At 40.1% G+C, this 21,538-nt stretch carries 23 protein-coding genes; 8 read left to right on the top strand and 15 right to left on the bottom strand.

Annotated features, from left to right (window positions below):
• Positions 1 to 8 precede the first annotated feature (8 nt).
• From opp4B to IV80_RS02565, 11 genes are all read right to left on the bottom strand, one after another.
• Complete coding sequence (gene opp4B / locus IV80_RS02515) at positions 9 to 965, bottom strand: oligopeptide ABC transporter permease (RefSeq protein ID WP_057749043.1); 957 nt, start codon at positions 963 to 965, stop codon at positions 9 to 11.
• 5 nt (positions 966 to 970) lie between these two features.
• The gene (locus tag IV80_RS02520; RefSeq protein WP_057749045.1) at positions 971 to 1,918 is read right to left on the bottom strand and encodes an ATP-binding cassette domain-containing protein; all 948 of its coding nucleotides are present in this window, start codon (positions 1,916 to 1,918) and stop codon (positions 971 to 973) included.
• On the bottom strand, positions 1,918 to 2,916 hold the full coding sequence (locus IV80_RS02525; RefSeq protein WP_057749048.1) for an ABC transporter ATP-binding protein: 999 nt from the start codon (positions 2,914 to 2,916) through the stop codon (positions 1,918 to 1,920). Before IV80_RS02525 ends, IV80_RS02520 begins: the two co-directional genes overlap by 1 nt.
• Before the next feature lie 245 nt (positions 2,917 to 3,161).
• On the bottom strand, positions 3,162 to 3,815 hold the full coding sequence (locus IV80_RS02530) for an amino acid ABC transporter permease (RefSeq protein WP_057749050.1): 654 nt from the start codon (positions 3,813 to 3,815) through the stop codon (positions 3,162 to 3,164).
• Between the two features lie 13 nt (positions 3,816 to 3,828).
• Positions 3,829 to 4,467, bottom strand: a complete 639-nt coding sequence (locus IV80_RS02535) for an amino acid ABC transporter permease (RefSeq protein ID WP_057749053.1) — start codon at positions 4,465 to 4,467, stop codon at positions 3,829 to 3,831.
• Positions 4,464 to 5,297 (bottom strand): transporter substrate-binding domain-containing protein, encoded by an 834-nt coding sequence (locus IV80_RS02540; protein WP_057749056.1) that lies wholly within the window; start codon positions 5,295 to 5,297, stop codon positions 4,464 to 4,466. Before IV80_RS02540 ends, IV80_RS02535 begins: the two co-directional genes overlap by 4 nt.
• A 14-nt stretch (positions 5,298 to 5,311) precedes the next feature.
• Positions 5,312 to 6,052, bottom strand: coding sequence for an amino acid ABC transporter ATP-binding protein (locus IV80_RS02545; RefSeq protein ID WP_057749059.1), 741 nt, complete (start codon positions 6,050 to 6,052; stop codon positions 5,312 to 5,314).
• Positions 6,053 to 6,238: 186 nt separating this feature from the next.
• Positions 6,239 to 7,105: a DUF6681 family protein gene (locus IV80_RS02550; RefSeq protein WP_057749062.1), complete on the bottom strand. Its 867-nt coding sequence runs from the start codon at positions 7,103 to 7,105 to the stop codon at positions 6,239 to 6,241.
• 23 nt (positions 7,106 to 7,128) lie between these two features.
• Complete coding sequence (locus tag IV80_RS02555; RefSeq protein ID WP_057749065.1) at positions 7,129 to 7,602, bottom strand: hypothetical protein; 474 nt, start codon at positions 7,600 to 7,602, stop codon at positions 7,129 to 7,131.
• 115 nt (positions 7,603 to 7,717) lie between these two features.
• The gene (locus IV80_RS02560; RefSeq protein WP_057749068.1) at positions 7,718 to 8,158 is read right to left on the bottom strand and encodes a Fur family transcriptional regulator; all 441 of its coding nucleotides are present in this window, start codon (positions 8,156 to 8,158) and stop codon (positions 7,718 to 7,720) included.
• Positions 8,159 to 8,233: 75 nt separating this feature from the next.
• Positions 8,234 to 8,806 (bottom strand): nucleoside/nucleotide kinase family protein, encoded by a 573-nt coding sequence (locus IV80_RS02565; protein WP_057749071.1) that lies wholly within the window; start codon positions 8,804 to 8,806, stop codon positions 8,234 to 8,236.
• Between the two features lie 133 nt (positions 8,807 to 8,939).
• Between IV80_RS02565 and IV80_RS02570 the strand changes: the two genes are divergently transcribed.
• A complete protein-coding gene (locus IV80_RS02570; protein WP_057749074.1) occupies positions 8,940 to 9,119 on the top strand; it encodes a hypothetical protein in 180 nt (59 codons plus the stop codon).
• Positions 9,120 to 9,197: 78 nt separating this feature from the next.
• Here IV80_RS02570 and IV80_RS02575 read toward each other — a convergent pair whose 3' ends face one another.
• On the bottom strand, positions 9,198 to 9,749 hold the full coding sequence (locus IV80_RS02575) for an ECF transporter S component (RefSeq protein WP_057749077.1): 552 nt from the start codon (positions 9,747 to 9,749) through the stop codon (positions 9,198 to 9,200).
• Positions 9,750 to 9,754: 5 nt separating this feature from the next.
• The gene (locus IV80_RS02580) at positions 9,755 to 10,585 is read right to left on the bottom strand and encodes a bifunctional hydroxymethylpyrimidine kinase/phosphomethylpyrimidine kinase (protein WP_057749080.1); all 831 of its coding nucleotides are present in this window, start codon (positions 10,583 to 10,585) and stop codon (positions 9,755 to 9,757) included.
• 323 nt (positions 10,586 to 10,908) lie between these two features.
• Here IV80_RS02580 and IV80_RS02585 point away from each other — a divergent pair, with 323 nt between their 5' ends.
• The 3 genes from IV80_RS02585 (at position 10,909) to IV80_RS02595 (ending at position 15,551) form a co-directional block, all read left to right on the top strand.
• Positions 10,909 to 12,315 carry an APC family permease gene (locus tag IV80_RS02585; protein WP_057749083.1) on the top strand — a complete coding sequence of 469 codons (1,407 nt, stop codon included), beginning with the start codon at positions 10,909 to 10,911 and terminating at the stop codon, positions 12,313 to 12,315.
• Between the two features lie 58 nt (positions 12,316 to 12,373).
• Positions 12,374 to 13,033, top strand: a complete 660-nt coding sequence (locus tag IV80_RS02590; RefSeq protein WP_057749086.1) for a GNAT family N-acetyltransferase — start codon at positions 12,374 to 12,376, stop codon at positions 13,031 to 13,033.
• 79 nt (positions 13,034 to 13,112) lie between these two features.
• On the top strand, positions 13,113 to 15,551 hold the full coding sequence (locus tag IV80_RS02595; RefSeq protein WP_057749089.1) for a Xaa-Pro dipeptidyl-peptidase: 2,439 nt from the start codon (positions 13,113 to 13,115) through the stop codon (positions 15,549 to 15,551).
• A gap of 115 nt (positions 15,552 to 15,666) precedes the next feature.
• On the opposite strand, the gene IV80_RS02600 is transcribed toward IV80_RS02595, so the two are convergent.
• On the bottom strand, positions 15,667 to 16,464 hold the full coding sequence (locus tag IV80_RS02600) for a biotin--[acetyl-CoA-carboxylase] ligase (protein WP_057749092.1): 798 nt from the start codon (positions 16,462 to 16,464) through the stop codon (positions 15,667 to 15,669).
• A gap of 146 nt (positions 16,465 to 16,610) precedes the next feature.
• On the opposite strand from IV80_RS02600, the gene IV80_RS02605 reads away from it, so the two are divergent.
• The 3 genes from IV80_RS02605 to IV80_RS02615 all read left to right on the top strand — a co-directional run bounded on the left by IV80_RS02605 (position 16,611) and on the right by IV80_RS02615 (position 19,349).
• The gene (locus tag IV80_RS02605) at positions 16,611 to 17,165 is read left to right on the top strand and encodes a DUF2179 domain-containing protein (RefSeq protein WP_057749094.1); all 555 of its coding nucleotides are present in this window, start codon (positions 16,611 to 16,613) and stop codon (positions 17,163 to 17,165) included.
• A 53-nt stretch (positions 17,166 to 17,218) separates the two neighbouring features.
• On the top strand, positions 17,219 to 18,133 hold the full coding sequence (locus tag IV80_RS02610) for a proline-specific peptidase family protein (RefSeq protein ID WP_057749097.1): 915 nt from the start codon (positions 17,219 to 17,221) through the stop codon (positions 18,131 to 18,133).
• A gap of 127 nt (positions 18,134 to 18,260) precedes the next feature.
• Positions 18,261 to 19,349: a hypothetical protein gene (locus IV80_RS02615; protein ID WP_057749100.1), complete on the top strand. Its 1,089-nt coding sequence runs from the start codon at positions 18,261 to 18,263 to the stop codon at positions 19,347 to 19,349.
• 82 nt (positions 19,350 to 19,431) lie between these two features.
• Here the strand turns inward: IV80_RS02615 and IV80_RS02620 are convergent, their stop codons facing one another.
• Entirely contained in the window at positions 19,432 to 20,982 is a 1,551-nt protein-coding gene (locus IV80_RS02620) for an ABC-F family ATP-binding cassette domain-containing protein (RefSeq protein ID WP_057749102.1), read from the bottom strand.
• Between the two features lie 171 nt (positions 20,983 to 21,153).
• Here IV80_RS02620 and IV80_RS02625 point away from each other — a divergent pair, with 171 nt between their 5' ends.
• Positions 21,154 to 21,531 (top strand): VOC family protein, encoded by a 378-nt coding sequence (locus IV80_RS02625; RefSeq protein WP_057749105.1) that lies wholly within the window; start codon positions 21,154 to 21,156, stop codon positions 21,529 to 21,531.
• Positions 21,532 to 21,538 lie beyond the last annotated feature (7 nt).

Below are 21,538 nucleotides of genomic sequence, written 5' to 3' on the forward strand. Positions count from 1 at the left end.
GCTCCCTCCTATTTAATCCGAATTCGTGGATCCACAATACTCATAATGATGTCAGATAATAGCGTCCCGAATAAGGCCAAAATGCCATAAATCATAACGAGAGCGGTAATCACTGAAAAATCTCGATTGCTGATCGAATTAATAAACAGCTGCCCCATTCCGGGATAAGTGAAGATCTGTTCCACGAAAACTGATCCTCCTAATAAACCTGTAATGGAATACCCCATAAATGCTGCAATTGGTAGCAGAGAATTCCTCAAAATATGACGAGAAAAGACCTTTCTTTCTGGGACACCTTTAGCACGTGCGGTAGCTACCATGTCTTGATGTTTTTGATCTACGATTTCGCTTCTTAAATATTGAACTGTCCCCGTTGTGGATAACAGGGCGGTTAAAACTCCTGGCAAAATCAAATGATAAAAACGACTAAACACACTGCCAAACCCACTCGCACTTAGAGAAACTGAACCACCACTTGGGAACCAACCTAACACGTAACCGAAAAGCCAAAGACCTAAAACTAAGAAGACGAATAGTGGAATCGCATAGGTCACGTAATTAAAAAACATAATGCCGCGGTCTAAATTTGTGTCTTCATATCGTCCGGCAAGCAACCCCAATGGAATTGCAATCAAATACGTTAAAATAACGGTAAAAAGTGACAACCATAAGGTATTGACAGCCCGAACACCAATCACGGCCATGACTGGTTCCTTGAATTGATAACTCGTACCAAAATTACCATGGAACATATTCACTACCCAGTGAAAATACTGCGTATACCATGGATCATATAGTCCGGCCTGTACTTTCAATGCATGCAGTTGAGAAGCATCCGTTTGTGGGGTAATGGACCCAGTAAAGGGATCTCCAGGCATAAACTTAGCCAAAATGAAAACCAACACACTTAAGATAATGATTTGTGGAATCATGATGATGATTCGACGTAAAATAGTTTTCCACATAAGCTTTACTCCCCCTTCACTTGATCTTCTGGAAGAGCTACTGAGTGAGTCTCAGAAACCTTTTGAAGCGGTAGTACTCGTCCGTTTTTGTCGTAGTAACGACTTTGTTCAGTATCAAACACTTTTTCGACTTCTTTACGATGCTTTCTTTGCGCATCCCGCTCATCAACATGAATATCTGGAATAGCAGCAAGTAACCGTTTGGTATAAATATGTTGTGGGTGGTTATAAATATCATCCCTTGTCCCCAATTCAACAAATCGACCACGATGCATGATTGCCATGCTGTCACACATATGTCGAACAACACCTAAATCATGAGAAATAAATAAATAACTAATGTTGAACTGCTTTTGAATTTCTTGCATATAATTTAGGACTTGCGCCTGAACTGATAAATCAAGCGCAGAAACCGGCTCGTCAGCAATCACTAATTTAGGATTAGTACTAATGGCCCTGGCAACCCCAATTCGTTGTCTTTGGCCACCTGAAAATTCAAAGGGATATTTGAATAAATCGTCGTCGCCTAAACCAACTGTATCTAAAAGTTCACGCACCCGATGTTTTTCCTCGGTATCACTCAATTTTTCAAAGTTACGTAAAGGTTCGGCAATAATATCATAAATTCTTTTTTTAGGATTCAAACTTGATAATGAATCTTGAAAAATCATTTGCACGTCACGATTGTAGTGCTGTTCTTTACGTTCATGCCTAGTAGATACATCGTGACCATCAAATAAAATTTTTCCCGAAGTAATCTTTTCCAAACCAATAATTGAACGTCCAATCGTGGTTTTTCCTGATCCCGTTTCCCCAATCAAACCATATGTTTGGCCAGGTTCAATTTCAAAACTCACACCATCCACGGCATAGACGTAATCGTGAATGCGATTAAAAAATCCAGATCGGATTGGGTAGTGTACCTTTAAGTCTTTAACTTCAACTAAACTCATTAAACGGCCTCCCCATTTTCAAATTCAAAGTTTTGATAACAGGTACACAACACAAAGTGACCCTTTTCTGGCTCATGCATCGTCGGAATTTTTTCATGAGCGCTCTCTGGAATCCACGGAATTCGTGGTGCAAACCGGCAACCATCATGAGGCATTTTTGTGAGTGCCGGCACTGAGCCTTCAATCGCATATAGCCGGTCTCCAGGATGATCCGCTTGTGGGATCGACTTCAGTAGTGACCGTGTATACGGATGCAGGGGATGATTAAAGATTTGTGAAACACTCCCGCGTTCCACAACCTGCCCTGCGTACATCACAACTACTTCATCAGCGGTATCTGCCACTACGCCTAAGTCATGGGTGATTAGGATGATTCCAGCATGATTCTGCTTTTGAATATTTCTTAATAAATCCAAGATTTGAGCTTGAATGGTAACATCTAAAGCGGTAGTTGGCTCATCAGCAATAATCAATTCTGGCTTGCAAGCAATCGCAATGGCAATAATAATTCGTTGACGCATGCCACCTGATAATTCATGTGGAAATTGGCGTGCCACCCGTTCTGGATGCTCCAAGCCCACCTGATCTAATAATTCCAAAACAATTTTATGCTTTTTTTCACTTGAGTAATCCGTATGGTAGTCAAGAACTTCACGCACTTGATCTTCAATTCGCATCAAAGGATTCAAGGCAGCTAATGGGTCTTGAAAAATCATTCCCATTTCACTACCACGTAATTGATCAAATTGTTCGGGTGATGCCCCAACCAACTCCCGATTTTCAAAACCAATGTGGCCCGAAATTCTGGTTCTTTTTAAATCATGTAGCCCAATGATACTTTTAGCTAAGGTTGTCTTACCACAACCAGATTCACCGACAATTGCCAGAATTTCATCCTTATGTATTTTTAAAGAGACATCATCAACAGCGTCATAGTATTTGGTACCACGTTTAAATGACGTGTGCAGATGGTCGATCGTTAAAAGTTCTTCTCCCATATTGAACAACTCCTCCATTCCAGCAATTAATTAAAATAAAATTAATAAAATTAAGATTTGATAATATTATAGTTCTCTCTCATTTAATTGCAACCTTTTTTTCAATGGTAGTATTAGCTAAAACGAAATTGCGGCTGTCTAAACGCCGTTATGATGGGATTGCATTTTTTAAACCAACAAAAAAAAGACTCATAATGCTTTCACATTACAAGTCTTAATTTAAGAATTTAATTTGTTTTTCAAATTTATGCTAAGCGTCGTTCTAAATAGTGAGACAAAATAGACAACAGATAACAAACGACGAAATACATGACTGCTAAAGCTAAGAACATCGGTAGAATGTAATTGCTGTTTTGCCCATAAATAATCTGTGCATGATACATCAAATCGGGCAACACGATAATCGTTGCTAACGAAGTATCCTTGATAAGTGAAATAAACTGACTCACGATTGTTGGAATCATTTTCTTTTGTGCCTGAGGTAAGACAATGTGCCACATTGCTTGCCAATATGAAAGGCCGTTTGCACGTGCCCCTTCCATCTGTCCAGGATCAACCGCACTAATTCCACTGCGAATAATTTCTGCCAACATGGCTGACTCGAAAATGCTCATTGCCAAAATGGAAGACCAAATTGGATTCAACCGAACCCCAATATTAGGCAATCCAAAGTAAGTGAAGAAAATAATCAGCAATAAGGGTAAATTACGAATTAAATCGATCACAAATCCCACAATTGCCGAAACGTATTTCAACTTAATATAACGAATCAAGCCTAAAATTGCACCAAGGATATAACTCAAAATAATCGAAATCACCGATACTTCAATGGTTATCCACAAACCTTCTAACAAGTATCGTGCATTAACCCACGAATAAGCATCAATAAAGTTTTGCATTTTTCTTCACCTCCTAGTCCAAGCGCTTTTCGAGATAACGCATGTAATAGCTCAACGGCATGGTAATGATCAGGTACAAAACACCCACAACGAAGTACGCATTCAGCGTATCAAAACTTGTGGAAGCAATGGTATTCCCTTGATACATCAAATCAAACCCAGCTACAAAGGCTAAGACTGATGAATTTTTGACCAAATTAATAAACTGATTACCTAGTGGCGGAATCACAATCCGAAATGCTTGTGGCAGCACTATGTAACGCATGGCTTGCGTAAATGTCATCCCATTTGCTCGAGATCCTTCCATTTGACCAGGATCCACAGATTGAATGCCAGAACGCACAGTTTCAGCAATAAACGCGGAGGTATAAATGGTTAATCCGATGGTTCCGGCTGTAAATCCATTAACTTTCACGAAAAACATCGGGATGACAACATAAAAGAACATCGTAATAACTAGCAATGGAATATTACGGAAAATTTCGATATAGATACGGGCAATAATGCGTAACGTTTTGCTAGGGACAACTTCAAAAATCGCGAAAAACGACCCAATGATGAGACTGAAAAACAGGGCCAAAATACTGCACAATAATGTCTGACCCAACCCATAGAGAAGGTCCTGCCAATGATTTGTGATAATACTAATCATTTTTCTGCCTCCTTATAGTCAAATCCAGAGATATTGCCAAACCACTTTTTGACAATACGATCATACTCGCCATTTTCCCGGATCTTCTTTAATGCTTGATTAATTTTGTTTACAAACGCTTTTTGACCCTTATTAACTGCGATCCCGTAAGGTTCTTTAGTAAATGCACTGCCCACAACTTGGTATCCGGGATTTTCGGCAGCCATTCCCAGTAAAATTCCGTTGTCAGTAGTGAGTGCCTGTCCCTGTCCGGACTTCAACGCCTGTAAAGCTTGGGCATAGTCTTGTAGTTCTAAGACTCGTGCTTTCGGAGCTACCTTTTGGAAGTTAGCTACTGAATTGGCACCGGTGACTGCAAGCACCCTAGTTCCCGTTTTATCGAGATCTTTGACACTTTTCACCGAACTTCCCTTCTTAACCAACAAAGACTGACCGGCATTAAAATAATGATCAGAAAAATCAACAACTTTCTGGCGGTCTGGCGTAATCGTCATGGTCGCCACGACGGCATCAATGTTGCCATTTTTTAAAAGTGGAATTCGGGTTTGACTTGAAACCTGAATGAAGCTAGCTTTGCCTTTGGAACCCAAAATTTGTTTTGTAAGTGCCTTCGCAATATCTACATCAAATCCCTTGATTTGTGAATCTTTAACATCCATCAAACCAAATAATTTGGTATCAGCTTTGACCCCCCAAACGATCGTGTTCGTCTCTTCGGCTCGACTTAAAACACTTTGACTTGCTGCCTTTTTCGTGCCGCAACTACTAAGAACCAAAGCTAAGACACATAGCGAGGTTAGCAATCCTAAATACCGAATTAATTTTTTCATGCGTAATTCCTCCTCTAGTGCTTAATGATCTTGCTAAGGAATTGACGAGCCCGTTCATTAGTTGGTTGACCATCAAAGAAACTTTCTTTAGAATCGTCTTCCAAAATTCGACCGTCGGCCATGAAAATTACCCGGTCACCCACTTCGCGTGCAAATCCCATTTCGTGGGTCACCACTAACATGGTCATACTTGAATCACGCGCAATATCCTTCATAACATTTAAAACATCATCAATCATTTCTGGATCAAGCGCCGAAGTAGGTTCATCAAATAAAATGCACTTCGGACGCATGGCTAAACTGCGCGCAATCGCAATTCGTTGTGACTGACCTCCGGAAAGTTGTGCCGGATAATTAGCTGCTTTATCTGCCAAGCCAACTTTATCCAACAACTCCATGGCTATCTTTTTGTTTTCAGCTTCATCCCGTTTTAAAACAATCCGGGGTGCTAACATAATATTTTCTAAAACCGTTTTATTTTGGTATAAATTAAAATGCTGAAAAACCATTCCTACATTTTTACGGATTTTATTCATGTCTGTTTTTCTGTGTGCTAAATCAAAGCCATCCACAATCAATTGACCACTGTTAATCAATTCAAGCCCATTTACCGTTCGAATCAACGTACTTTTTCCAGAGCCAGATGGTCCAATTAAAACGACCGTTTCGCCAGCTTCAATTGTCAGATTAATATTATGCAAAGCGTGAAAATCCCCATAGTACTTTTCAACATTATGAAATTCGATCATTGACATAAGCCTTACCTCGTTTTCTTTCTACATATTAGATTATCACTCAACGGCATAAATACCAGAATTTGTTACTGAACCGTCAGAAAAAAATAGAACTATTATATCAATTTTACGGGAGAAAAAAGAACCTGTCAAAATTTTAATGATTTTGATAGGTTCTTTCTCATACTTATAGTAAGATAATTCACTTTATGAATACATGTGACGACTTGATGACGTGTCTTGATCATCACGCTTTTGGTACGCCATTTGAATTTTTGCGCGGTACGGAGAATCTTCAGTCATCAGTGTGGAACGTCCGGCATATTTGCGCTGCCCGCCAATTAACGCCGCCTGAGCCAAATATAATTGATAGTGTTTCTTGGCTTCAAAATAATCAGATAAGCCTACACTGGCCACCTGTCCTATGCGGAATAAATTCATTTGATTCATTCCTGCATAAACGTTAGCATTTCCATCTTCTTCACGTAATTCAAAATAAGGAAACGGTATGCCCTGTCCTATGGCATAAACTTCTGTCTCATTTGATTCTTGTAAATGTGCAAGAATTTCATCGTCGCTTAACCCTTCATAATCAGCCATTGCAAAATTATTTTGCACCATTTGGGTAGCAAGTTGCTGAATATTTTGCAAGTCACGCTGATTGGATTTTATGGTCGCCGGTAAAATCGTATTTTTTTCAAAAATTCCAGTTGATGGCACGATCGTTTGACGACCACGACCAGTTCGATTTAAGCGCTGTGCGCGTTCCATTTCGATCGCTTCACGTGGCTTTCCGCCTAATAATTTTTCAATTTTAGGAGAAATATCAAACGGTGCTGCTTTTTTCGTAAAATAATAATAGATATTCATAATTAAGAAATACAAGAAAATTAAAAAAACAGCGATAAAACCTAAGCCTCGTACCCAACGTCCATTTTCAAAGAAACGGTACGCCAAGTAAAGCATGTAGAAATTTCCAATAAAACCAATCACGGTATAAATCTGATTTTTTAGTTTTAAGTTGACATTAATATAGCCTAAATAATGGTTAATCATGTCAATAAAAGTAAACACACACCATCTCTCCCTTCTTAATGTTAGTTAGTCGTGTCATCCTGCGTGGTTGTCGCCGTACTGCTAGATGAGCTGGCTGCTGGTGCTGAACTAGAAGCACTGGAACTTTGTTTAACCGCACTTGAGCTGTTAGCATTTTTTGACGAGGTGTTGTTTGAATCAGCACTACTGTTCTGTGTTGACGAGCTATTGGCCGCGCTGCTTTCCGTGTCATCACTTGACGAACTGCTTACAACATCAGAGGACTCACTAGAACTGTCTGCATCTGAGCTACTGTCCTCATCTTGACTACTCTCTTTTTTGGAACTTTCCTTTTTAGAAGAATCTTTATCTTCATCTGGAACAACTCTTTTTTTCACAGACTCAGTTTGTGTTTTTACCGAGCCACCTTCTGCCGTGCCGGTCACCTTATTAACCACGACGTTTGTTGCACTTAAGGCAATTAAAATACTGACAATAGCAAATGGCGTGATAAATGGTGGCGTACGATATGCCATAACTTCTTTTCCTCCCCTTTTTCCTAAATGATTATTTAAAGCTTAACAAATTCACTTTTATTTTAAAGGGCAAACTTTAAAATCATATTAATTCTTTACAATTACAATTTAAAAATTAAATGGCACGCTGTTTTTGGGCACAATCTGCGCATAAGCCATATAATTCAAAACGATGTCCAGAAATTTCATACCCGGGTAATTGCCGTTCAAAGAAATCTAACGGACACATTTCAACTTCTTCGACCTTCCCACAATTCGTACAAATAAAATGATGATGATGTTGATGTGTCACATCACATTGATATTTGACTTGAGCGTGCTCGCCTTTGATAATTTGTTCGACCAGACCAATCTGTTCGAACTCTTTTAAATTGCGATAAACTGTATTGTGACTCATTTTGGGATAATTAGCCCGCATTTGCTCGTCAACCTGCGTGACATCAACATAGTTATTTTCATGTTGCACCATAATTTCAATAAGTGCCTGACGTTGTTTTGTGATTTTAAAATGATTTTGTTGTAAAACTTCAATGGCTTGTGTAACTTTTGTATCCATAATTGACTCCTCTAGTTTAAATAGTAACAATTACACTTTAGAAAAGTTTAGCATAATTTATCTAAAGTTGACAATTTATTGATTGGCAACCGATTCCGTTAATTTATGCATTAAATTATCAATTTGGTTACGAGTCAGTTGCCAATCATCATTTAAAATCACATGCGCTTTTGCGCGCAACGCTTCTGGAAGCTTTAAATCACGTTGATATTCTTCACTGGCAATACGTTGACGCACCATTTCGTTCGTATCCCCACGCTTTTTAAGACGATTAATTAACCCATCTTGATCAGAAACTGTTAAGTACAAAATGACGACCTGATCACCCAGCTTTTGCTGATAAGTAATCGCTCCCTTGGTATCTAAAACAATGCTTACAAGCCGACAGCGTTGCCAGCCTCGTTCCAAACCCTCATAGGATGAGCCATAATGATAACCCGAATAGACCACATTTTCAAGATAATGATTGTCAAAAAAACTACGATCCGTTTCAAAATAATAGTCTTTACCATCCACTTCTCCCTTACGTGCAGGCCGTGTGGTATGCGTAATCACTTGAGGAACGTGGTAATACGTCTTTAAATAATCACTCACAGTTGTTTTGCCCGTCCCAGTTGCACCCGTAATGACAATAATTTTGTTTCCCATTTTTTCCACTCCATAGTAATATTGTTTGTCTTTTATTGTAACATGCTGTAGAATAAAAAAATAAAGTTGTATGTAAGCGATTTCTTCAATTTCTGAAATCTTTTCAACTAAAAATATAAGGAGGGTTATCCACATGACCTTTGAAAATTATAGTAACAACTGGTTCACAATTGCACTCGACACTGAAAAACAAGTTTTCATTGCAGGAGATAAATTAAATCCTGCTTATGAAGCCACTGGCATCACAATTGAATCTGCTGTTCAAAACTTAAAAACTATTATGGCGATTCAAGGTGATTTACAAGATGCCTAACCGACGATCACATATAAATGATGTCAAAAGAGAATAAAAACCGCAAGTATCGTAAAAGGTACTTGCGGTCTTTATTTTTTACTGTAAACCTGAATGTCCCAAGATCTTTTTAAGTGGATAGTACAAAATGATAACTAGAATAAAGGTTGTTATGGAATTCACTACGGTAGCTGGCTCGCTAGCTAATGCACCAATGAAAGCCGCATGCCATTGCATCCCTTGGTAAAAGACACCCTCAATAAGTGAATTTCCAAACGACGTAAAAATTTTGGTCAATCCCGCAACGAATGCCACTAGCACAATATGCCATTTTTTCGTGTCATCCCGACGTAACAGCTTGAATACCCACGTCACAACGGCAGCCACGATAATCACTTCTATAATAGTAAGATAGACTGTGCTGACGTATCCATGCGTCACATCAAATAGACCTAAACCAATTGCTCCAGCAAGCGTTCCGTAACCAAATCCTAAAAATAGAATGGCTAACGCTGTCAAGGCGTTACCAAAATGAACAAATGGGCGACCAATCATTGCAGGAATGGGAATTTGAAAGACAGATATGCCTATAAAAATAATAGCGGCAAAGAGTGCAGTGATCACGATTTTTCTCAATTGATTATTATGCATAGTATTTATTTCCCCTCATACGTTAATATCTTAGCAAGAACACTTTGTGTAGCCACCCCAAGACGTGGATCGCGTTGTTCGTGTTTACTTGCCTCTTTTACGGCTTTACTTGTCCATTCGTTGGCTAACTTTAGGGCTACCGGAAATTTTTCTTGTTTAATTAACAGGCCAAACACGAGACTTGAAAACAGATCGCCCGTTCCAAAAAAGGTTCCGGAAACCTTTGGTGCCCAAACATAGTGAACTTGGTCGTTGACAAGATAAGCAGATCCTATCTTGTCAGATCGCGTGACACCCGTAATGGCTATGCAAGAAACAGCTGTTTTTGCCTGAAGATCACTCAATAAATTTTTGATGAAAGCTTCATTAATTACTTTTGGAACCGACTTTCCCACTAAATAGCAAGCCTCAGTCAGATTGGGAAGTAAGACTTGCGCATACTTGCAAAGTCTCAAATAGTCCTCCACCACGGTCATTGACATACCGTGATAAAGCTGGCCTTGATCGGCAAAGGCGGGATCTAGAAGAACCAGATTCGGTCGATTTTCCTTCAAAAAAGATGCGATTTCTTGATAGATTTTTCTATCCTTACCTAGGTAGCCAATCAAAACGTGCTCAAATTGAACTTGTGCACGTTGCCAGTGCTGCCGAAACTTTTTAAAAGTTGTGGTGATGGCTAAACTTTCAGGCGTACCAAAACCGCCCGTATGTGTGGATAAGAGCATGGAAGGCAAATTAGCAGACTGAATTCCAAACGCAGCCATCACTGGCATTGCGATACTTAAAGAAACACTTCCGACGACTGATAAATCCTCAATTAATAAGGTCTGCGCCATTAAAACAACCTCCCCGTCAAATAATTTTTTCCATTATACCACGCTTTCTACGAAAATCTGTGGTGGTACTCTTCACATCAACCCGGTTAATTCTAATTGTTTTGTTGAAACTATTTTTCAACTTTATTTCCTATCATTCTCCACAAAACAGAATTAAAAAAATCGAAAAACTTCCCGCAGCATCATAATGTCCCCCACTGACTTTCTTAGTCCTCTTGATTTACTTCGTTCATTGTCCCTTTTCTCATTGACTTTTAATATTTACACAGATATAGTCTAATAGACTGTTATTTTTTATTTTTCAATACTTAGGGAGTGTTATTATGTCATCATTACGCGGACGCCTTTTCCGCAAAGAAAGCCGTGATCGCTATATTGAACGCGACAACCGCTTTGAAAAAACTATCTCCGGTGGCGATCTCATCGCCCTTGGCATTGGTGCCGTTATCGGAACCGGAATCTTCATTCTTCCCGGAACCGTCGCTGCCACCAAAGCTGGACCATCTATTATTCTTTCCTTTATCGTGGCGGCTATTGTCTGCTCTGTTGCTGCTATGTGCTACGCTGAGTTCTCCTCTGCGCTGCCAGTTGCAGGAAGTGCCTACTCTTATGGTAACGTCATTTTCGGTGAGCTTATCGGCTGGATCCTTGGTTGGGCCTTAATCTTAGAGTACGTCCTTGCCGTTGCTGCCGTTTCAACCGGTTGGTCTGCGTATTTCAGTTCGTTTATCTCTGGCTTTGGCCTACACGTACCTAAAGCCTTATCCGGTCCCTTCGACCCAACGCATGGAACCTATATCAATATCATTGCAATCCTTATTGTGTGTTTGATTGCGTTTTTCTTATCAAAGGGGTTAAAATCATCCATTCGCATTAACAACATCATGGTAATTGTGAAAATTGCAATTATTGTCCTTTTCCTTCTGGTAGGTGCTTTTTACGTCAAACCAACTAACTGGCATCCCTTCTTGCCATTTGGCGTTAAAGGGATGTTTCAGGGAGCGTCCACTGTCTTTTTCGCCTACCTTGGATTTGATGCCGTTTCCTCTTCCGCAGCCGAAGTAAAGAATCCTGATCGCAATATGCCATTTGGTATTATTGGCACACTCATCATTGCTACCGTACTTTACATTGGGGTTTCTGTGGTCTTGACTGGGATGGTTCCTTTTACCAAATTAAATGTCGCCGATCCTGTAGCTTTTGCCTTACAAAGCGTGAACCAAAATTGGATGGCTGGTCTTCTTTCGCTAGGTGCTTTAGCCGGGATGACTACCATGATGGTCACAATGATCTATAGCAGTTCCCGATTAGTCTATTCCACCGGTCGTGATGGACTCCTTCCCAAAACTCTAGGAGAAGTTAGTGCTAATCATTCACCTCTACATGCCATGACAGTCGTTACCATTGTCATCGCCATTCTTGGTGGTTTAGTACCTTTAGATCAATTGACAAACTTGGTCAATATCGGAACTTTAATCGCCTTCACTGTCGTTTCTTTCGGTGTTATCCCGTTACGCAAACGCAAAGACATCCCTAACCACGGCTTTAAAGTCCCATTTTATCCAGTACTGCCGATCATCTCTGGCTTGTTGTGTATTTTCTTAATGACTACCTTATCTGCCGAAACTTGGATTGCGTCATTAATCTGGTTTGCCTTTGGTTTATTAATCTACTTTACTTACGGCATTCATCACAGCCAACTGGCGCGTTCGTCAGATGGATCAAAATAAGCGACATCTTGTAGCTGAGACTTTTTCTCGGCTATTTTTATACCAAGGAGGATCACCAATGTCAGACATTAAAATTACAGATTTTCAGTCAGAAATGTTAGAAAGCTGGTTACGTTGCCGCGCATTAGCTTACATGCGTAGCGCCTTTAATGACGAAATCAATGCTCAAAAAGAAGACGTCCCTCCAAAAAGGTCGCTATCTCTGGTCGCTTTAGCACACGAAACTGTCGTGGGGGTTTGCGACATTATTTTACTTAAAGATAACCCGATCTTAACGTCTGAATACAACGTGCCATTGCATACCCCTTTGGCGACTTTAGATACCATGGCCGTACATCCCGATTATCAGCGTCAAGGGATTGCCCGCCAGTTACTTCTCGAAGCACAAAAACGGTTAAAAACTTTTGGGGGTAAACTCATTATTTACACTCTAAGTGATACTCCTGCCAATAAACTCTACCAAGCCATTGGTGCGAAATTGTGTTTTGGTGGGTATCTTGTCTACGCCTCGAGTCCTATGAATCATGTGCCTAAATTTTCCAGAACTGAGATTAGATATCCTCACGAGGTCGCCCTTTTTTCTAAACAAAATCAAGAAATCCCATATGCGAAAAACGGCGAAGAAACTTACTATGTTGGGCAAAAGAAAAACATCTCACAACTGCAAAACGTCACAAAAGTTGTGGCTGAACACATTTATTTGCTGAATCTTGCTTAATTTCACAACATGTTTTTACCAGTCGTCCCATATTGGCGTATAATTGGTGCCATACAACTTTTCCGGAGGTTTTTTATTTATGAAAAATAATCAATTTGCCATTGAGACTGTGGACCGCAAAACCGAGTTACAAGAATTGCGCGCGATTCACTTTGTTGATGCCTCAATTGACGCATTAGAAGATCCACTTGCTGTTTGGCAAAAACTACTCCAAAAGACAGTCCTTGAAGCTAAAAGCCAAACCGTTTTTAACCAGAAACTAAATAATTACTTAGCCACATCTGAGATCACTTTAGGTGACTTTTTGAACGGTAATCAGGCCGTAACGAACGAAATTTTCTACCGTGTCGCTCTCCAATTACTTGAATTTGACGTTGACAGTGATTTCAAACTGGACGATCCGCTAGCTGCGATGAAAGAAATTCAACTACCGTTTATTAAAGGCCCCATTACCACTAAGGCAGATCTTTTAGATGCTTGGTATTTACTGCTCTGCACACATACCAAGAATGGACAGACTTATCTTGATAAATTAGCACAAGACGGTTATTTTGTACCATTTTATCGTCACACAACCGAACCCCTTTTCTTTAATGGCAAAGCACAAGCTGTTTTTGATCCACATCAATTGATTCGGGATGTGGTTTATGTGGAAGCCCCACTAGATACCGACCATGATGGAAAGCGTGATCTGCTTAAAGTTGAAGTTTTGCGTCCTTCCCAAACCAAGCAGGGATACAAAGCACCCGTTTTGTACACTGCCAGTCCTTACAATCAGGGGATTAATGACGAAGCCGGTAGTAAACTAATGCATAATGTTGATGTGCCATTGGCGGCCAAAGAGCCTAATCAACTCACTTATAAAGATGTTCAATATCAACCGCAATCCAATCCTTTGCCTGCTAAGCGGACAATCCATGGCGAACAAAAAGAAGCCGATGAGACCTTTGCCATGGAATCGCCGTACACGTTAAACGACTATTTTCTAACACGTGGCTTTGCCGTAGCCTATGCTGCTGGCATTGGGACAAAGGATTCTGATGGTATCCGGGATACCGGAGCCGTTGCTGAAACTGTCTCTACGATTGCCGTCATTGAGTGGTTAGCGGGTAATCGGACGGCCTTCACCAACAAAATAGACAATATTGCAATTAAAGCTTGGTGGTCTAACGGAAAAATTGCCATGACGGGTCGTTCTTACTTAGGAACTCTCGCCACAGCAGCGGCAACAACTGGCGTGGCAGGCTTAAAAACAGCTGTTTCCGAAGCTGCTATTTCTAGTTGGTATGATTATTATCGTGATGGTGGTTTGGTGGCTGCTCCCGAAACGTTCCAAGGAGAAGATATGGACGTTTTAGCAACCGAAGTATTCAGTCGTATGCAAAAACCTGGTGATTACCTCAAGATTAAAGATTACTTTAATCAAGTACTTAGCACTATGGCTAAGGATCAAGATCGTCAAACAGGCAATTACAGTCGTTATTGGGATGAACGTAATTATCTTAACAACGTGAAAAACATTAAGGCTGATATGGTTATGGTCCATGGCCTCAACGATTGGAACGTAAAGCCACGTAACGTTGGTAATTTATGGAATGCCTTACGGGACGTCCCTGTTACCAAAAAATTGATCTTGCATCAAGGACAACATATTTACGTGAATGCCTTTCGTTCCCTAGATTTTACTGACATGATGAATCTCTGGTTTAGCCACGAATTGTTTGGTGTGGCTAATCATGCCAAAGAGCTTCTACCAGATGTTTTGATTCAAGATAATACTCAACCAGAAACTTGGAAAACTTACGAGGATTGGCAGTCTCCAGATGATCAACACCAAATTTTTAACTTCGAGGCTAAAGAATTAGTGCCACAAAACGTTCCTGTGCGGTCTGCTGCAGCTTCATTTAGCGATCATTTGGACACGGAAACCTTTGATTTTTACAAAAAGCACCTAGATGTTTGGGAACGTGATCTTCTGACCACCAACCATGATACTAAGGGTGAAAATAAGCTACGTGATAATCGTTTAATCTTTAAGACTAGTCAATACACCCAAGATACTTATATTGACGGACGCGTTCAGTTAAAAATTCGCGTAGCTGTCAACGAACCATTTGGCATGCTGAGTTTTCAGCTGGTTGATTATGGTGAAGCAAAACGCTTAACCGTAAGTCCCACGATCTTAGCTGCAAAATCTCTGAGTGGTACCTACGATTGGCGTCGTGACAACTTGCGTGAGTTCACCTTGCAAAAAGAAACTACACCTTGGAAAATGATCACTAAAGGTCACATTAATCTTCAAAATCGACACAACAATTATCAAGTTGATGCCCTTAAACCTAATGACTTCTATGACCTGACGGTTGAGCTACAGCCAACTTTCTATCATCTTCTTAGCGGTCACCAGCTTGGACTTGTGGTCTATGCGACTGATTTCAATACCACCATTCGTGGGAATCAGGAACTACAATATTCGTTGCAGATTAATCAGTGCCAGATGAGCTTACCAATTAAATAAAGAGCCACATGGCTGGTTTAATGCCATGTGAATGGTAATCAAAAAGGCGACTGGAAAAATTTCCAGTCGTCTTTTTGTCTCCGAGCTTTGATAGTCAAAATAAATTCCGTTTTGGTTACACTGATTCAATTGGGCGAACATGGATAATTTCACCACTAGTCATATGCAAAATTGTTCTGTCCGTTTGAACAACCAAAGCCCCATTGTCAGCCACATCTAAAACCGTGCCAGTTACAACTTTAGTTTGGAACTGCACCCGCACACGATGCCCGATCACTGAGGAATGCTTGCGATAAGTTGTCATAAAATCAGCCGTTTGGTACGTTGTCAAATGGTGAAAGAAATTATCAACAAAAGCTCTGATAAATTCCGTTTCGTCCTTGTTTGGCACTTGATTACTCAAGGCAACTGCAATTTGACTAATCTCCTCTGGGAATTTTTGTGTCGTGAGGTTCACACCAATCCCGATCACAACCCCCGTTACTTTGTGGGTAGTCGCATCAGTAACCGCTTCAGCTAAAATTCCCCCCACCTTACGTTTTCGGTAAATTAAATCATTAACCCATTTAATTTGCAGCTTAACTGAAAAGAATTGTTCTAGCGTTTCAAGACTGGCTACAGCCGTCATGGTTGTTAGCAGGCCAGGGTTAAAATCATTTTGGCTAACTGGTATCAAAAAACTGATGTAAAGGCCATCGTCCTCGGGAGAATAAAAACTGCGGTCTAAGCGTCCATAACCGTTTGTTTGGTGATTAGCCACCAGTACGATGGGATGCGTTAACGTTGCTAGTTGGTGGGCCATTCGCTTAGCTTGTGAATTCGTCGAATCTATTTGAGCATAACTATAAAATTCAATCCCATTTTGCGCCAAAGTTTGTCGCACTTTTTGGACATTAAATTTGATTTCAACCACCTCTTTCCCTTAATTTTGTGTTAATCTTACCAATTGATGGGACTACAAACAAGATACTTTATATTTTTACCAGCACTTTGTTTGTTGTTTTATGTTTTCGTTTGCTATACTGCTAATGCAACTCCGCTATGAAAGAAGGCTCGATTATGAATTTTGCTTTACTTACCCTTATCTTTGTCTTGAGCTTTGCCTATATCACAATGAATACCATCCGAACTCTTTTAGAAATGAAGGGCTACAAATTTTGGGCATCCTTGTTATCCATTGCCGAAATTGTCACCTATGTCGTCGGCCTGAGTTTAGTCTTAAGCAAACTCAACAACGTTTGGAACATCGCAGCTTATGCTTTAGGATACGCGACAGGTATTTATTTTGGCACATGGCTAGAAGACAAGTTACGTTTGGGTCTCCTAGACGTTAATGTCATCTTACCCAAAACAGATGCCAGCAAGCAGTTTGCGGAAACGATTCGTCAAGAAGGTTACGGTGTCACCGTCAAAAACGCTCAGGGTCGCGAAGGTGCACGCTTAGAATTTGAAATCTTAACACCACGGAAGCGTGAGCAACACCTGTACAGTTTTATTGAAGCCAACAACCCCGATGCGTTCATTATTTCTTACGAGCCTAAATTTATCAAGGGCGGCTTTTGGCGAAAAAGAATGCGAAAACGGGTGCAAAACCAAGACCGAAATATTGAGTAGTTGTCTAACTTTTGCTAGAATAAGGATTAACTAAAACGAAATAGGGTGATCTGTTGAAACAAGGAACAAAAATTATCACATTGGATAACGGTTATCATTTGTGGACCCATACAGATGGTGGAGACAGTAAAATCCATTTACTTGCCTTACATGGCGGCCCTGGCGGTAACCATGAGTATTGGGAAAACTTTCATGATGAGCTGAAAAAACAAGGTCTAGACGTCCAAGTGCATTACTACGATCAGTTAGGTTCTTGGTACTCCGATCAGCCGGATTATTCTGATCCTAAAATTGCCGACAAATATTTGACTTATGATTACTTCTTAGATGAAGTCGAAGAAGTTCGCCAAAAATTAGGCATTGATCATTTCTACTTAATTGGACAATCATGGGGTGGTGCTTTGACGATGTTGTATGCCTTGAAGTACGGCGCCCATTTAAAAGGTGCTATCATTTCAAGCATGGTTGACAACATTGATGAGTATCTTGAACATCAAGATGCTATTCGCGACGAAGCACTTGCACCTGCTGATGCACAGTTTATGCGTGATTGTGAAAAGAACGGTGATTGGCATAACGAACGTTATCAAGAATTGGTTGAGGTTTTGAACCGTGGATATGTCGATCGCAAACAGCCACCTGCCATTTCTCACCTCGTAGATACCATGGCAGTACCTGTTTACAATGCTTTCCAAGGAGACAACGAGTTTGTTGTGACTGGTAAATTAAAGGAATGGGATATCCGTGATCAAATCCACAAAATTACCGTACCTACATTATTGACTTTTGGTGAACATGAAACGATGCCATTGAAGTCGGCACAACGTATGGCACAAGTCATCCCGAATTCCCGACTAGTTACCACACCAAATGGCGGTCATCATCATATGATTGATAATGCGCCAGTTTACTTCAAACATTTAGCCGATTATCTACGTGATGTAGAGAGTGGCAATTTCAAAAAATAACTTAGAACTGAAATCATCCAATTTCATTAGAAATGATCCATTTGGGTGATTTCAGTTTTTTTACATAATGCCTTCTCTTTGAGAAAATTTTTTAATTCAGAAACTAAGTAAAGTGATGGTCGATCCTATGTCTCCTAAATTTAAACATGAATTCTCTTACTTCGTATGCTTTCTTTTTGCCCTTTTTGGTTTATCTTTAACGCAAAGTAACCTTCATGATATCCGGCAAGCCGGTGTCGCCACCATTCATCACATAACCACTGTACAAAATAGCTTTGGTAAAATCACAGCCTACCGTGCGACGAGTACCAAGCATCAACAAATAGCTGTCACGAAAAAGGACTATCAAGCCTGGTTAAACTCCCCTAATCAGTATTTAAGAAAAAAGATCTATCTTCGCTATGATGGCAAGCTTGCCGTCTGGAATCTAAGAGTTGATTGGCGCTTTTTACTTCTTTTTTTAGGACTTTCGCTACTCGTGTGTGTCAGTTATGTGGGACGTCTCATTTTGAAACTACTTTTCATGCGACATCCAAAACCACTGTTTCAGAATTTAGTCCGCCTAGATTTGATGGTATCCGTTTTATTGGGCATTATTGGTCTATCTTACTGGAATTATGCCAACTATTTGGAACCACTGGGCTTCACAACCTCTCCTGCTAACCGTCAGACCGCAGTCGTCGCAACTGTCGTGGGGAAACACCATGACGTCTTACACAGCCAAACCAGGTATGGTCGAATCACCACTGAAGAAAATCAGCTGAATCTTCGTTATACGGATGATTGGGGAATCACCCAAAATGACATACATGACGTTTCTGGTAGCTTATACACCCATTCTCAAATTAAGGATGAATTACCTGTCTATCTATATAAAGGCCAGTCTGGCGGCCTCACCATCAAGCATCAGGCGCTAATTATTCCTGGGTTATTACCAGCGTCATTAATTATCCTCAACTTTGTTGTGCTTTGGTTTTTACCAAGTCTGTTGCCTAATTTTGGGTATCTAGTTACACACCTGCAAAGCCACACCAAGTTTCCTGCTAAGCGAAAGCATCTCCGCGCAAGTGGGCTTATTCTTCTCAGTTTTCTCATTTTTAGTGTGGGACACGGTTTCTTACGTGCCACCCTCACGCCCCAAAATACAGAAGCGCTTATGATAAAGACACAGAAAAAGACTGGGGAGTCCCCAGTCTTTTTTGTCTCTGAATTTTAAAAGGCGTAATTGGAAAAAACTGACTTTTCCAATTAGCTACGAAGCCAAAACACCTTTTTTCCACTCTCGTTTACAGAAATTATTAATCTTTATCAAGTCGTAATTTTTCAACATTTAATTCTTTATCAATCCAGTTCGTATAAAAACCATCCTCATGGCTAACCACAATCAGATTTCCTCTAAAACGTTGGAGGGCCTCACTTAAGGCCGCCTTGGTTTCGTCATCCAAATGGTTCGTAGGTTCATCCATGACAAGAAAATTAGACTCAACCAATTCCAACAAGCAAAGTTTGACTTTTGTTTGTTCACCACCACTCAAAATGTGCATAGGCTTTTGCGTATCCGCGGCATTAATGCCACTTTTTGCCAACTTGGTACGAATTGTTCTAGGTAACATCGTAGGGTATTGTTCTTGAATCGTCTGTAAAGGTGTTAATTCAGGATTATCCCACACTAGTTCCTGTGTAAAATAGCTCACTTGGGCGGACGGTGAAAAAACAGTCGTCCCACTCAAAGCTGGAATTTTCCCCAAAATAGAATTGATCAAAGTAGACTTTCCGGCGCCATTAAAACCAGAAAACGCAATTTTTTCACCCGCTGTCAAACTAAACGTGACAGGCTCAAGTAACTGGCGTTTTCCATAACCAACAGCAAGTTTTTTCACCGCAACGGCATTTTGAGAACCCGTTTCAAGATATGGAAAGTCAAAATGAGATTTCAAATTTTCACTAGGTGGATCAATGCGATCCATATGTGACAACATTTTCTCCCGTGATTTTGCCATGGTTGAATGCGAGCCCGCTTTATTCTTGCGAATAAACTTTTCTGCTTTCTCGATAACTACTTGTTGTTTTTCAAAAGCTTTTAATTGTGCTTCCTTACGCGCATCTTTTTGTTTCATGGCTGATTTAAAATTACCACGATATTTAGTGATTTTTCCAAACGCCACATCACAAATACAATTTGTGACGGCCTGCAAAAAATCGTAATCATGGGAAATGACAATAAACGCACCGGCAAAGTCACTCAAATAATTCTCTAACCAATTGATATGTGCGGTATCCAAATAGTTTGTTGGTTCATCCAACAAAAGCACATCGGGGTTCTGCAGAAGAAGCTTTGCTAAAATAATTTTTGATCGTTGTCCGCCACTCATTTGACTAACAATATGATCGCGGCCAATATCATCCAGGCCCAATCCCGTCATGACCCGGGCAATTTCAGTATCAATTTCGTAGAAGTTATTAGCTTCAAGTGTCTCTTGAATACGCCCTGCTTTTTCAAGCAGGTCATTGTCTAAACTTTCCGCATAATCTGCATAGGCTTGGTCCATTTGCGCCTTTAATTTAAACAAATGAGCATACGCGGTGGTCAAAAATTGATAAAGCGTGTCCCCTTCTGGAATATCAGCGTACTGATCCAAATATCCATAAGTAACTTTATTTTGCCACTTTACACTACCTTCATCCGGTAAAATGGATCCAGTTAAAATTTTAATGAGGGTACTTTTCCCCGCTCCATTTTGGCCCACAATGCCCATATGATCTTGTTTGTTTAAATCAAAACTGGCATCTTCATATAATCTTTTGTCTGCAAAACCATGCGTTAAATTTTCTACTGCTAATATACTCATAACTCCCACTTTCTATCCGTTCCTAAAACGACTAATAACAACCGTATCACAAAGCTATAAAGACCGTCAACTACAGCGATTGTGTATGCGTTTCCGAAGACATACCTTGAATTCACCCCAATTATGCTATACTAATTAAGAATATAAACAAATTTAAGGAAGTCTCTTATTATGAATGTACGCGAAATTGATCATATTACTTTGACCGTGGCAAATGTCGAAAAAAGTCTGCGATTTTATCACGAAGTCTTTGACATGCCTATTTTGACCTTTGATGGGGATCGCAAGGCAGTTCTCTGTGGAAAACAGAAAATTAATTTTCAGGAACTGGGCCATCCTCACGAACCTGTAGCTGCTAGTCCAACTCCAGGATCAGCTGATTTGTGTATTGTTGTCAAAGATAAAATGCCTGAAGTCATCAACCATTTGAAAAGCTATTACGTGACGATTTTGGAAGGACCCGTTCAAAAAACTGGGGCTCACGGAAAAATAACCTCTGTCTACGTACGCGATCCCGACCAAAACTTAATTGAAATTAGTAACTATTAACCATTGA

This window comes from Pediococcus cellicola, assembly GCF_001438655.1.
GTDB lineage: Bacteria > Bacillota > Bacilli > Lactobacillales > Lactobacillaceae > Pediococcus > Pediococcus cellicola.